Source organism: Paenibacillus sp. FSL H7-0703, assembly GCF_038003485.1.
Lineage (GTDB): Bacteria > Bacillota > Bacilli > Paenibacillales > Paenibacillaceae > Paenibacillus > Paenibacillus polymyxa_B.
Genome location: NZ_JBBOPF010000001.1, coordinates 172,900 through 186,038, shown reverse-complemented (window position 1 = coordinate 186,038; position 13,139 = coordinate 172,900). Strand labels below are relative to the sequence as shown.

The following is a 13,139-nucleotide window of genomic DNA, read 5'->3' as shown; positions in this document are numbered from 1 at the left end:
TTACTGTCCTCCTGTAGCTAGCGTCATAATATTTTCTTGTGTGGCTTCTTCCCTGCTCAGCTCTCCGCTGATCTTTCCCTCGTGCACCACGACTATACGATCGCTCATGCCGAGTACCTCAGGGAGTTCCGAGGATACCATGATAATCGCGACTCCACGTTCGGTCAGCTCGTTCATCAACTGGTAGATTTCCCGCTTGGCTCCCACATCTACACCTCTCGTCGGTTCGTCAAGAATGAGTACATTTGGACCAATACCTACCCATTTGGCAATAACCACCTTTTGCTGATTACCACCTGACAAACTGCGAACCGTTGTTTCACCCGATTGGGTTTTAATTTGTAAGCGCTTAATTAAAGTGTTAACAAAATCCAACTCTTTTTTACCTGAAATAAATCCTTTTGAGGTAAAGCTGAAGAGATTTGGCAGCACCATATTTTCCCGAATGGAAAAATCCAGAACCAAGCCCTCATCTTTTCGGTCTTCTGTAATGAAGCCAATCCCTAGTTTCACCGCGTCATCCGGCTTGCGAATAGTCACCTTTTTTCCACGTACATGGATCTCACCACGATCCAAAGCATCCAGTCCAAATAACGCTCGCATGATCTCGGTCCGTCCCGAGCCCATCAAGCCTGAAAAACCTACAATTTCACCAGATCGTACAGTGAAATTCACATCTTCAAATAACCCTTTATGCGAAGCATTTTTGACCTCCAGCACCACTTCTCCCAAAGCTGGCGTTCTTACCGGATAGCGTTCAGTCAGCTCTCTACCTACCATTTTCCGTACAACTTCATCAAAATTTGTATCGGGAATCGCCTGAGTATCCACCGTTTTCCCGTCACGCATGATGGTAATCCGATCACAGATCGCGAATATCTCCTCCATCCGATGTGAAATATACACAATCGAAACACCATCTTTTTTCAAGGAAGTAATAACCTCGAACAGCTTCTGAATTTCCCGTTCGGTTAAGGCGGCTGTCGGCTCATCCATCACGATAACTTTAGCATCCGTCATGAGTGCTTTGGCTATTTCAATCATCTGCTGTTGACCCACTGAACACTCGCCTGCTTCACCGTTTAATGGAAGGTTTACCGAAAGCTTGCTGAATTGCTCATTTGCTAACGCTTTCATTTTAGAGCTGTCTAGTAAGCCCCACTTGGATGTCATTTCCTTGCCGATAAACAGATTTTCCAGCACGGTCATCTCCGGCCACACATTTAGTTCCTGGTGAATAAAAGCAATTCCTTTTTGCTCCGCTTCTTTGGGGTCGGCAAAATAGGTTTCCTGGCCGTCAATGATGATCGTTCCCTCATCTCGCCGATGCAGTCCGATTAAAATATTCATCAGCGTTGATTTTCCTGCACCATTTTCACCCATGAGGGCATGTACTTCTCCTTCACGAAGATCAAAGTCAACACCACTCAGTACCTGATTGGTTCCAAAGGCTTTGTGAATTCCTTTCATTTGAATCTGCATGCTGTACCCTCCTTTTTATTCAACATTGATTTATCCAAAATGAACTCCTGCCTGCAAAATACAATTGGCAAATGGCTTAGCCTCTCCTGTACGAATGACCGCCTTCGCATAACGGGTCAGCTCCTTGAATTGTTCATGAGAGCAAAACTCAATGACGGCAGCCTGCGTATTAATCTGTGGATGTTCTAATTGCTCCCCTGCAAAGTTGCGCATAATATACTGCAATGCTTGTTCATTTTCTTGTTTGATTTCTTCGGCCAGCGTTATTTTTTCGATCACCATATCTGCTGCAATGACATCAACGACGTCCTGAAAGGATGGAACACCCAGCTTAAGGGCCAAATCAATTTTGGTAACGCCTTCAGGAACAGGTAAGCCGGCATCAGCCACGACAATATAGTCTGTGTGGCCGAGATCCGACAGTATTTTGGATATATGACTGTTTAGGATTCCATGTTTCTTCATATTATATTTGCTCCTCCACTTCACGACGGGTTGGCATTCCACCTTGGGCTCCAAATTTGGTTACGGACAATGACGCAGCACGATTAGCAAATTTCACACTGTCTGCCAGCGAATTTCCTTCAGCCAATGCCACTGCAAAAGCAGCGTTAAACGTATCTCCTGCACCTGTTGTATCAACGGCCTCTACTTTATAAGTAGGAACCACGACTTCCTGTTCTCCGTCGAAGAATCGTACACCGTTGCTGCCCTCAGTCACAAACAGCTTGTTGGGATATTTACGCAACGCTTCTTGCAGGCTCATATCCTTAAACATAATGGCAGCTTCATGCTCGTTTGGCGTAATGTAGGTCGCATTCGCAATTACGCTTTCTTCCACTTCACGAGCCGGGGCTGGATTCAGCAACAAGGGTATCTGGTATTTCGCACAAATCTCGCTTACGTAAACAACCGTTTCTGTTGGTATTTCCTGTTGAATTAGCACAATATCCGAACTTCGGATGACGTCAAGCGCTTCTTCCACATAGGCGGGTGTCACTTCATTATTTGCTGCTTTTACCACGACAATACTGTTATCACCTTCAGCTAATACAATATGCGCTGTACCGCTTTCCATATGTGTAACCGGTTTCACATAACCAGTATGAACATGATTTTCTTCAAAATTTCGTAAAATCTGTTCTCCAAAATGGTCATCCCCTACACGTCCAATCATCGTAACGTCTGCTCCGAGTCGTGCTGCGGCTACTGCCTGATTGGCTCCTTTACCTCCAGGTAAGGTTGTAAAGCTTTCACCCAATACCGTTTCACCAGCACCGGGACGTTTGGACGAAGTAACTACGAGATCCATAGAACTGCTTCCGATAATCGAAATTTTAGCCATCATAATCCACCTTTCTCGTCGTTTCCCGTTCTATAAATTTGACGGGCAATTGTATGCTTGAATAGGTAAGTACTTTCGAATGAAGATTAGGTACGCTTGACTTCGTTACTTGCGACTGCTCAATCAACTGAATGAGTAGTCCTGCTGCTTCCCAGCCCATTTCATAAGCAGGTTGTCGGATCGTTGACAAAGGCGGGAATAACAAACTGCTTAATGGTATATCATCAAACCCGATAATTTGAACATCATCTGGGATTTTCTTTCCTAATCTATGTGCCTCATGCATCACCGCTGTAGCCACGATATCGTTACTTGCGATAACTCCGTCCGTATCCGGGTACTTGCTAAACAGCTCTTTGGCCCACGACTCGGCCTCCTTGAACGAAAAGGAAGTTGTCTCGACCACATGGTAAGCAATTCCGGATTGCTGAAGCTCTTCAACCGCCCCGCGAAAACGGTCTTGTGCTGGACGAATATGTGCAGGGCCCTGCATGACTGTAATTTGTTTGCTGCCGCGGGCAACCATTTCTTGAGCAGCCAAGCAACCGCCATGGGCTCCATCCGCATATACGGAGAGGCTATCACTGGAAGTTCGATCGAGAAAAACGACCGGGATCTTCAGTTTGGCGTAACAGTCGGCATCGGGATCATTGGTAGAAGAAATAACACCAACGACATTATTTTGAACAAAAGTATCCATGTAATCCAATTCTTTTTGGCGATCTTCATCACTATTACCGAAAATAATCCGAAAATCATTTTCCTGCATTCGATCCTCCACCCCACGAGCTAACAAGGGAAAGTAAGGGTTCGTAATATCCGGCAGCAGCAGGCCGATTAATCTGGATTTCTTTTTATACAAAGAACGTGCAACTTCATTGGGCTTGTAATTTAACTGCCTCACAGCAGCCTCTACCTTTCGCCGTGTATCCTCATGTACATATCCAGTTTCATTAATAACTCTGGATACGGTCGCTACGGAAACACCTGCAAAGCTGGCGACTTCTTTAATTGTTGTCATAGTGTAGGTTCAACTCCAATGTGTAACCGGTTACACATATAAAATATCATAGCATTAATTTTTTGACAAGCATTAATTATTTGCACGTTGAATGCTTTAGCTTTATAATTCTTATTGTAACTAATGAAGTTCCACCTTTATACACATTCTAAAGTGGGAAACACTACTCCCGGTTACTCAATAAAATACGTATACATGGAGGCTTTTTCCTGATGAATATTGAAGTATGGTCTGATTATATGTGCCCATTCTGTTATATTGGCAAACGCCGTTTGGAGCAAGTATTACAGCAATTTCCACATCGCAATGAGGTGCAATTGACATTCAAGAGTTTTGAATTGAACCCGGATGCTGTGAGAGATAGCGGTAAAACGATCAATGAAGAACTATCCGCTAAATATGGGGTCAGTCTGCAAGAGGCTCAGGCTATGAATGATCGAATGAACGAAAACGCACGCTCTGCGGGTCTTGATTATAATATTCATGCCATGGTGCCGACGAACTCTCTTGATGCTCACCGCTTAACACTTTGGGCTCAAACACAAGGCAAAATGCTGGGGCTGAGCGAGCGTTTATTCCAGGCTGTATTCATCGAAGGCAAGCATACAGGGGATCATGAAGTGCTGGTAGCGCTGGCTACTGAGGTTGGTTTGGATCAAAAGGAAGCGGCTGCTATATTAGCCAGTGATCGTTTTACCGACGAAGTTAGAGCTGATGAATCCGAAGGCGCTGAGTTAGGTGTTCAGGGTGTGCCATTCTTTGTATTTGATCGAAAATTTGCTGTTTCTGGTGCCCAGCCGGAGGAAGTATTCCATGATGCGCTTCAAAAAGCATGGGATGAACGCTCACCTTTCACCATGATAAGCGGCAGCTCGTCCAAACAAGATGCAGGTGGTATATGTACCGATGAGGGTTGTGAGCTTCCAGGTCGTGAATGAAGATTATCTATTCCCTAAATAAATTTTAAAAAAGCGTGCCAGCACCCAATTAAACCTGAGGCTGGCACGCATCTTTATTTTATAACGATTTAATCATTCCGCCATCCACAAGGATGGTGCTCCCTGTCAAATAGGATGAAGCTGAAGACGCCAGAAAAGCAACAACTTTACCGAACTCTTCAGGCTCTCCATACCGCCCCAATGGAATGCCCTCTTCTGCTTGTTTACGAACCTGATCTGTCGTTTGCTGGGTTTTCTCAGCTCGATGCTCGTCCAAGCTACGCACGCGATCGGTTGCAATTCTCCCCGGTGCTACAGTATGTACCAGAATATTATGAGGAGCTAATTCCAGAGACAATGTTTTCGCCAATCCAGCGACTCCCGTACGTAGCGTATTTGAAATGATTAACCCCGGAATTGGCTGCTTAACTGAGGAAGAAGCAATATTTAAAATCCTACCGCTTTGTTGTTTTTTCATATATGGTAACACCTCACGGATCAACCGGATATGACTAAGTAAATTTTGTTCAAAGGCCTGCATCCACACTTCATCTGTAAAATCATCAAAGGTACCGGCAGGAGGCCCACCCGCATTGTTAACCAAAATATCAACGGTGCCAAACAAATCAGCTGTACGACGGATGGCCTGGGAGATATGTTCTGGTTTTGTTACATCGCAAACTACATATTCAACGCGGCCACTCGCTGTTTCCAGTAATTCCGCCTGCGTCCGCTGAAGCTCTGCTTCGTTCCGTCCTGAAATGACGACATTCGCACCCTCGCGTGCCAGCTCCCGTGCGCTTGCCTTGCCGAGTCCTTTACTGGAACCTGCAACAAAGGCTATTTTTCCCGTTAATCCTAAATCCATCTATAACACTTCCTTTTCTCAGTGTTCTCTATTTAATTGTACACATGACCAGCACATAATGCGAATAGCTTGGTAGTATCATGAAGGCTATCTATCTTCTCACCATTAAAAAGAATACGAAATCATTAATTGCAAGGTAAAACAAAAAGGCCTGACATTTAGTCAGGGGCCCTTTTTGCTTTACAAAATTTTGTTTGTTTACAACACGTTATGATGTTGATGTAGTAGTAGTTGTTGGCTACTCGTATACAACAACGGACTGGCTCTCAGGCTCCCATTTAACATTTGTCCCCAAGGCCTCTCCGATTACCCTTACAGGTACCATTGTCGTCCCATCCACTATGGATGCTGGCTGCTCGATAGAATACGGCTGACCGTTAATATATGCTTTCGGACTGTTAACAAATAATTTGACGGACACGCCGTTACGGGTGACAGTAACAGCCTTTTCTTTCGGATCCCAGGAAACCTTTGCATCCAAAGCTTCGGAAGCTGTTCTAAACGGAACAAGTGTGGTCCCCTTGCGGTTAATCGGTTTGGCATCGTATTCTTCACCATTCACGAACAGCTTCATACCCGACGGCCGTCCAGCCTTCTTCGAGAATTCACCGAGCTTTTTGTAGCTGTCCAGGTCGGACACATTAGCCAGTACCGCCTCCTCCTGCATGTATACGGCATCTGTCACATTTCCGTTTTCAGCCAGTAGCTCAGCTGCCTCAGTCAGTGCTTTACCAGAATTCCGGATCAATTCAAGTTCAGCAACCTGCTCTGGAGTCAAACGGTCCGGGTATTTCGTAAGCAGCAGATTCGCAATAACCGCTCCTGCCGGCTTATCCTTCGTATTTTCTACCGCGTGAAGCAGACCCTTGTAACCGTTGCGTCCCTTGTGACCATTATGGTCTTTGGACTCCTCGTACGTATCATCCGTTACTGCAACAGGTTCGGTTTTTCTGATTTCTGCGTGTTTTTCTTTTTTACTGTTTTCATCCTTTTTGCCGGATGCTTTGTCCTTTTGTTTTTTGGACTGATCATTGTCTGAGTCATGGGGATTGATTAGCTCTTCCCCGCTCTTTTCATTCGCGTCTTTAACAGACGTCTTTGCTTCCTGTTTGTTCTCCTGATCATTTCCGCGTCCCTGCTTGGCCTCAGCGGTTCCCGCTGCCAATCCCAAGACCAGTATACACGCTAATAAAGCTGTCCAAGTGTTTCTCATGATGCGATTCCTCCTTATAGTAAAAACCGGGCTCAAATGTCCCTAGATGTATTAACGGCTTCTCTAAGCTGATTTTTTATCTTTTCTTATCTAATGTGTGAGACACCAATATAGCCGCAGTCCAGATTCCCAAAACCACTATAAAATTTTATTATACGCCTAACCTATTTACACAGTATAATGAGAATTACACATGCATTTTTAAGTATCAGCCTTTACATTCGCATAATAGAAAGAAGATGAAACAGACATGTTCGGCACCATTCTTTTGGACGTTGTTTTACCTATTTTTGTACTTATCGGTTTTGGTTGTATCATGCAATATTTTTTTCGACTGGATTTGTATACCTTAGCTAAAATCAATTTTTACTATATCACCCCCGCAGTTGTGTTTACAGGTCTTTATAACTCGGAAATTTCTTTAATGCTCATGGGTGAGGTTTCACTTTTTTATGCCTTGTACATAGCTATTCTGTACGTAATCAGCACTACCGTCGCCAGATCTCTGAAATATAGCCCCGGAATGCGTGGAGCTTTTACAAACAGTGTAATGCTAGATAATTCAGGAAATTATGGTCTGCCAATCAATCAGTTGGTGTTCAAAGGTGACCCTTTGGCCATTTCCGTTCAAGCTCTGATTATGACCTTTCAAAGCTTTGTCACATTTACATACGGCACTTTTGTTGTGCAAAACGGCAAGGCCAATACTCGAAAAATATTAATTAATTTTTTGAAAATGCCTGTTCCCTATGCGCTTGCGCTAGGTTTGCTCCTAAATCTGCTGCATAGTCCATTGCCTAATTTACTGGCTGAACCTTTGAATTATATTAGTCAGTCGATGGTTGCTGTAGCTCTGCTTACTTTGGGAGCACAAATTGTGCAATATCCCTTTCGTTTGCGCCGGACAGCCGTGTACATCAGTATGGTACTACGCCTGATTGCTGGTCCAATAGTCGGTTTTATGCTCGTCTTGCTGCTGGGTCTTAAGGGGATTCCCGCTCAAGCCTTGCTCATTGCATCGGGTATGCCTACCGGTGTTAATACCAGTATTTTAGCGGAAGAATATAAAAATGAACCCGATTTTGCCGCACAAACAGTATTACTTTCTACGATTGTGAATGTCATTACGATGACACTGTTAATTTCAGCATCTCGGCATCTTGTTTGAGGTGTATGATAAATATAAAAAATGGATTAAAGACGCTTTTTGTCTAAGGACAGGAGCGTTTCTTTTTCAAGATAAAGGGAACATATGTTCGTGTTAGTGTTTCTTTTTTCTACTTAAAGTGGTGTGTTTGTTTTGTGGAGATCGTATGCGAGAAAGAGTTTTTTTCTATTATGAATTTTTCATATAGTGAAATAATTATATTATATAATTTGAATCTCTATTAGTAGCTGTTTTCAACTTGTCGTTGCTTTTTCCCCAAAAAAAGAATGCGGGACAACAGGTCGTCAAAAATAAAGCCAGCTCACTCATTAGAGTGGCTGACTTAGGATTATCCTTATTAAGGTTTAGGGCTCAATTCCCCATTGCTTGCTTCCAGACAGGTAAGCGGTTATTTTAGCAGAATCTTGTAAACTGTTTGCTGTGGGATTAAATGAATAATCATCGGTTTGTGTGTAACTGCTCCAGTCCTCTTTGGATATCCGGGTTTGCAACTCCACACTTTGACCGGGTTCTAAAGAACCCGCAGCCGATTTAAACCCGATTTCTGCATAAGAATCTGCCCCTGGCTTCGCATTGGATAATGTTTTGAAGCTAGCAATCACATTCCCTGTACCGACGCTCGACCAATCCGTGAAGAAATTTTGTGCTTTCTCCCCGTTAATGGTGTAATAATAACGCAATGTCACGTCTGCTAGGGAAATTGATGAGGTTCCCGTATTGGTTATTTTAAATTTGGAACTGATTGTATTGCTTGTGGCGGATACATTCCCATTGAAGGTTTGCACCTTCAGAACGCCCTCGCCTGTTCCCGGCTCACTTGGCGTATCCCCTTTCACCGTAATTGTAAACAACGCATCATTGCCTGTACTAAAATGGAAGTTTAGTGCTGTCTCTCCTTTAGGAAGTTTAGATAAATACTTGTTGGTAAGAACGACTGTTTCTTCACTAAGCGTATAATCTTCACCTTTGTTCAACACCACACTCCCCTGCTTGATAGCTTCTAACGTATTGCCGTTAAGTGTTAGCTTGACAGTAATATCCGTATTGCTGTTATTCACTCCATAGGTTGCAGTCGTTGGTGTAATACTTGCTTGCCCGGTAGATGGCTGATCACCACCCACACGATCTGCCACCAGAATGCCACGGCCATTCGTTCCCAGATAAGCACGTCCATAAACCCGAGGGTCCCCAATAATTTTGGTCACTCGAGCATATTGATGCTTGTCATCATTAATGCGCGCCCAGTTTGCGCCAGCATCGTCCGAACGGTAAAATCCACGTGTACCATCAATTTTACCAACGATAAATACCGCTGCATTCGTACGGTTCGGCGCTGCCTTACCAAAGCCTACAAAATCCGCTTCCTGCACATTATCGAGTTTGGTGAATGTAACACCTGAATCCTTGGAATGCCATAAGCCGTATGGTCCTCCATCCTCGGAGCCTCCGGCGAACCACACATCTCCTTCTGCTCCTCGTACAGCATCAATATCAGCATTGCCTGCTGTCGGTAAGCCAGTTGCCGCTGATGGCGTAAAGGATACGCCTCCATTGGTGCTCACATATATTTTCCCGGAGGCAAATGCGTAATATTTATTAGGGTTCACTCGGTCAGAGGCGATCTTTGCATTCGCTGGAATCCCTGTGCTTGCTGTCCATGAGTTGCCGCCAGTTTTGGAGTAGAACACACCTTTGTCTGATGTACTCCACAGCAAGCCATTACCATCTGCTGCTACGGCGATGCTGCCTCCTCCTGCTGTACCGGAAGGCTCGCTATTTGCTTTATACCAGTTGGCTCCTCCATCATTGGAAAAACCGATGGATTTGGCATTTGGATCTTTTTTATAATCCGCTTTACCTACTCGGGCCATAAAAGAAGGATTCAGCTCGGCATAATCAATGCTTTCGCTGCTTGTAAAGGTCGGATTATCCAGCATTTTAGCTGGAGCCTTGAATAAATCGTCGTGTCTGAATCCAGAGACATCACCTACTGCGCTCACCAAAGGCGCGCCGGTTGGAGGGCTCACCAAATCCAAAATCGCCGTTTCCTCTACCCCTTTAGCGGCTACTGAAATATCCAGCTTTCCTCCTTTATCCCAATTGGTCAGGTTTTTAGAGCCATAAATCGTAGCTCCGGTGCCGTACAACATATGGTCTGAATTAAATGGATCTATCTCCAAATCTCCAATCATCCACCCCAGCTTGGGCGATACTTCCGGTGGAGCAGGGTTGGCATTGAAAGTCAGCCAAGGCGCACCGCTTATATCCAGATTGTATTTCAGCTTGCGAGACGGATAACCATCGAATTCCCAAATAGGACTCCAAGTTGCCCCACTATCAGTGCTGCGATAAATCGTTTCATCCGGCCACCAGGCATTCAAGGTAGCAACCATAAGTGTACCTGGCTTCTGGACATCCACCGTCAGTCCACCATATCCAAAATGATTGTCCGCGCTGCTGCTACCAATAGGGCTAATGTTAGTCCACTGCCCGCTTGCTGTATTCAATTTCCACAGTTCACCCTTTGTTCCGTCATATGGACCAGCTCCATCGCTATAAGAAATATACAAGTTGCCGTCCGCTGATAACACACCGTGATGTGGCAAATAGCCTGTAGGCTGTCCCGCTATAGCAGACCAGGTTGTCCCGCCATCTGTACTGCGATAGACACTTTGCTTTTTATCTGCAACACCTACATAGATCGTCTGCGTTGCTTTACTGGAAGAGCCTGTTTTTTTGTCAAAGGTGATCCATGATAAACCGACAATGTCGCTGGTATATTCATTGGAAGGGTCTTGTACATACGTCCCTGGATTCGGGAAACTGCTTACTTTACTCCAAGTTGCTCCGAAATCAGAGCTTTTCCATAGTCCATTACCACTTCGAGCTCCAAAGAACAAAATATTATTCTTATTTGGATCAATCGTCAGACGTTCACCCATTGAACGCCCCGGCATATTGCCCCCCACCTTAAAAGGAAGCTTGGTTGTCTGCCACGTATTGCCCCTGTCGGTGGAACGCATAATTTGCCCGTTTTGTTTATCCCATGAATTAGTATACGTGCCTGTAGCTATATATACGCGATTCGGATCAATAGGATCAGTCGCCAGTGCATCGACTCCATTTTTGTTCCAATCCTCCCAGCCCACAGAATCCGTCAGCGGAATCCAGCTCTCATTGGCAGCATTCCAGCGGTAAGCTCCTCCAATATCTGTACGGGCATAGATCAGGTCTTTTTCCGTTTCATTAAAAATAATGCCAGGTATAAAACCACCACCTCCACCCGTAACGACACTTTTCCAACTGTAATCGTCACTTGGAGTAGCATGAGCCGGTGCTATCATTCCTGTCCAGGAAGCACCCGCTACCACAAGCGCCAAACAAGCAATTCTCAACCTGTTTTTTGCCTTAGTCAATGAATTCAACCTCCTTCTTCATTATCATTTGAATATGCAAGTCATTTTGAGATCAAAGTAATCAGCCGATTCTGAATACGTTCCTATCGTTATCGTTGCTTCTCACAATATGACAAGTGTATTCTTGGCTCACCCCCATTCAACCAATATATACAGTGCAATACTCGTTTTGTTAGCGCTTACATCGGTGTCTTGCTCAATAGATTCGTCATCTTTTTCTCATTTCCTTGTGCGAAAAATCAAGATAATGCAACATTATCTCCTGCTCCGCAGCTTATAATAGGAGGCTTGGACTTACCTCAGAGTTAACACCTTTTATTTATTTCTATTATGAATTTTTCATATAATGAATTAATTACTTCATTTTCATTCTTTATGGGTGTCAAAATACTTTGATTTGCAACAAAAAACCGCGCTATGCGCGGTTCCAGCTCACATTGCTTCCGTTAATACTGTCGTCAGTCATAAACATATGCCTATTATTGCAAGTATTCAAGCGCCAGAGCTAAAAAGATATGTCCTGAGACGAGCAATGCCCGCTCATCAAAATCAAAGTGAGGATGGTGATGAGCAAAATGCGTTCCTTCATCCTCATTACGGGCACCCACATGAATGAAGGCTCCCGGTCGCTGCTCCAAATAATAAGCAAAATCCTCTGCTCCCATGACCGGCTTCAAATCCAAAAAGGCGTCTGCTCCATACAGTCTGCCGATGAGCTCGCGTACACGTTCCGTTTCGGCTTCGGCATTCACCAAAGAAGGATAGCCATTCAGATAGTCAATTTCGTATCCGGCATGATAAGCCTCAGTCAACCCCTTGACGATACTGCGAATTTCATTCTCGACTTCCTTACGCACTTCCTTATTAAACGTACGTACAGTGCCTTCAATTTTGGCCTTATCTGCAATCACATTAAAGGCAGTTCCAGCTTGGAATACCCCAATCGTTAACACTGCTGATTCAATAGGGTCCACCCTGCGACTAACCACCTGCTGCAACCCGTTCACAATTTGACTGCCGATAACAATAGAGTCCACCGTCTGATGCGGTCGTGCGCCATGCCCGCCTTTGCCGTTGATCTGGATCGTAAACGCGTCGACAGCCGCCATCGCAGGCCCACTCTTTAATCCAATTTTACCAAACGGAATTTCAGATGCGAGGTGAATACCATATACCGCCTCTACCCCATCCAGACAGCCATCCTCAATCATAAACTTGGCTCCGCCAGGCGGTTTTTCTTCCGCATGTTGAAAAATAAACACAAGCTTTCCCTTCAGCGCCTCACGGTTATGGCTCAACACGCGTGCCACTCCAAGTAACGCAGCCGTATGACCATCATGTCCGCAGGCATGCATAACACCCGGAACAGTCGATTTATAAGGCACATCCTTTTCATCCTGAATGGGAAGCGCATCAAAATCAGCACGAAATGCAATCGTTCTACCTGGCTGACCGCCTTCTAAAAACCCGAGCACACCGTTTCCACCCACATTCGTTCTTACCTCAATACCAAAAGAGCGCAATTGATCGGCGATAAATGCAGACGTATTCGTTTCTTCAAAAGACAGCTCGGGATGCTGATGTAGATGTCTTCTCCACGCAATCAGCTCTTGTTCACCATCTTTTAATTCCTGAACCCATTTTTCTAGCATAATACCCTCTTTTCCTATTGAATTTATATTCTTCTA

The 13,139-nt window shown here is 44.6% G+C and carries 10 protein-coding genes; 2 read left to right on the top strand and 8 right to left on the bottom strand.

Annotation, left to right across the window (positions count from 1 at the left end; translation table 11 throughout):
• The 4 genes from MHB46_RS00840 to MHB46_RS00825 are packed head-to-tail and all read right to left on the bottom strand — an operon-like array spanning window position 1 to window position 3,848.
• Window positions 1-1,482, bottom strand: a complete 1,482-nt coding sequence (locus MHB46_RS00840) for a sugar ABC transporter ATP-binding protein (protein ID WP_165176949.1) — start codon at window positions 1,480-1,482, stop codon at window positions 1-3.
• Window positions 1,483-1,512: 30 nt separating this feature from the next.
• Window positions 1,513-1,947 carry a D-ribose pyranase gene (gene rbsD / locus MHB46_RS00835; protein ID WP_165176951.1) on the bottom strand — a complete coding sequence of 145 codons (435 nt, stop codon included), beginning with the start codon at window positions 1,945-1,947 and terminating at the stop codon, window positions 1,513-1,515.
• Between the two features lies 1 nt (window position 1,948).
• Window positions 1,949-2,827 (bottom strand): ribokinase, encoded by an 879-nt coding sequence (gene rbsK, locus MHB46_RS00830; RefSeq protein ID WP_341163669.1) that lies wholly within the window; start codon window positions 2,825-2,827, stop codon window positions 1,949-1,951.
• Window positions 2,820-3,848 (bottom strand): LacI family DNA-binding transcriptional regulator, encoded by a 1,029-nt coding sequence (locus MHB46_RS00825; RefSeq protein ID WP_165176955.1) that lies wholly within the window; start codon window positions 3,846-3,848, stop codon window positions 2,820-2,822. Before MHB46_RS00825 ends, rbsK begins: the two co-directional genes overlap by 8 nt.
• 212 nt (window positions 3,849-4,060) lie before the next feature.
• On the opposite strand from MHB46_RS00825, the gene MHB46_RS00820 reads away from it, so the two are divergent.
• Window positions 4,061-4,786, top strand: coding sequence for a DsbA family oxidoreductase (locus MHB46_RS00820; RefSeq protein WP_341161301.1), 726 nt, complete (start codon window positions 4,061-4,063; stop codon window positions 4,784-4,786).
• A gap of 79 nt (window positions 4,787-4,865) precedes the next feature.
• Here MHB46_RS00820 and MHB46_RS00815 read toward each other — a convergent pair whose 3' ends face one another.
• The gene (locus MHB46_RS00815; protein WP_341161300.1) at window positions 4,866-5,654 is read right to left on the bottom strand and encodes an SDR family oxidoreductase; all 789 of its coding nucleotides are present in this window, start codon (window positions 5,652-5,654) and stop codon (window positions 4,866-4,868) included.
• 238 nt (window positions 5,655-5,892) lie between these two features.
• Window positions 5,893-6,867 carry a copper amine oxidase N-terminal domain-containing protein gene (locus MHB46_RS00810; RefSeq protein ID WP_341161299.1) on the bottom strand — a complete coding sequence of 325 codons (975 nt, stop codon included), beginning with the start codon at window positions 6,865-6,867 and terminating at the stop codon, window positions 5,893-5,895.
• 250 nt (window positions 6,868-7,117) lie between these two features.
• Here MHB46_RS00810 and MHB46_RS00805 point away from each other — a divergent pair, with 250 nt between their 5' ends.
• Window positions 7,118-8,035 carry an AEC family transporter gene (locus MHB46_RS00805; protein WP_025682690.1) on the top strand — a complete coding sequence of 306 codons (918 nt, stop codon included), beginning with the start codon at window positions 7,118-7,120 and terminating at the stop codon, window positions 8,033-8,035.
• A gap of 344 nt (window positions 8,036-8,379) precedes the next feature.
• Here MHB46_RS00805 and MHB46_RS00800 read toward each other — a convergent pair whose 3' ends face one another.
• The gene (locus MHB46_RS00800) at window positions 8,380-11,451 is read right to left on the bottom strand and encodes a X2-like carbohydrate binding domain-containing protein (RefSeq protein ID WP_341161298.1); all 3,072 of its coding nucleotides are present in this window, start codon (window positions 11,449-11,451) and stop codon (window positions 8,380-8,382) included.
• A gap of 479 nt (window positions 11,452-11,930) precedes the next feature.
• Window positions 11,931-13,103: a M20 metallopeptidase family protein gene (locus MHB46_RS00795; RefSeq protein ID WP_341161297.1), complete on the bottom strand. Its 1,173-nt coding sequence runs from the start codon at window positions 13,101-13,103 to the stop codon at window positions 11,931-11,933.
• Window positions 13,104-13,139: the final 36 nt, after the last annotated feature.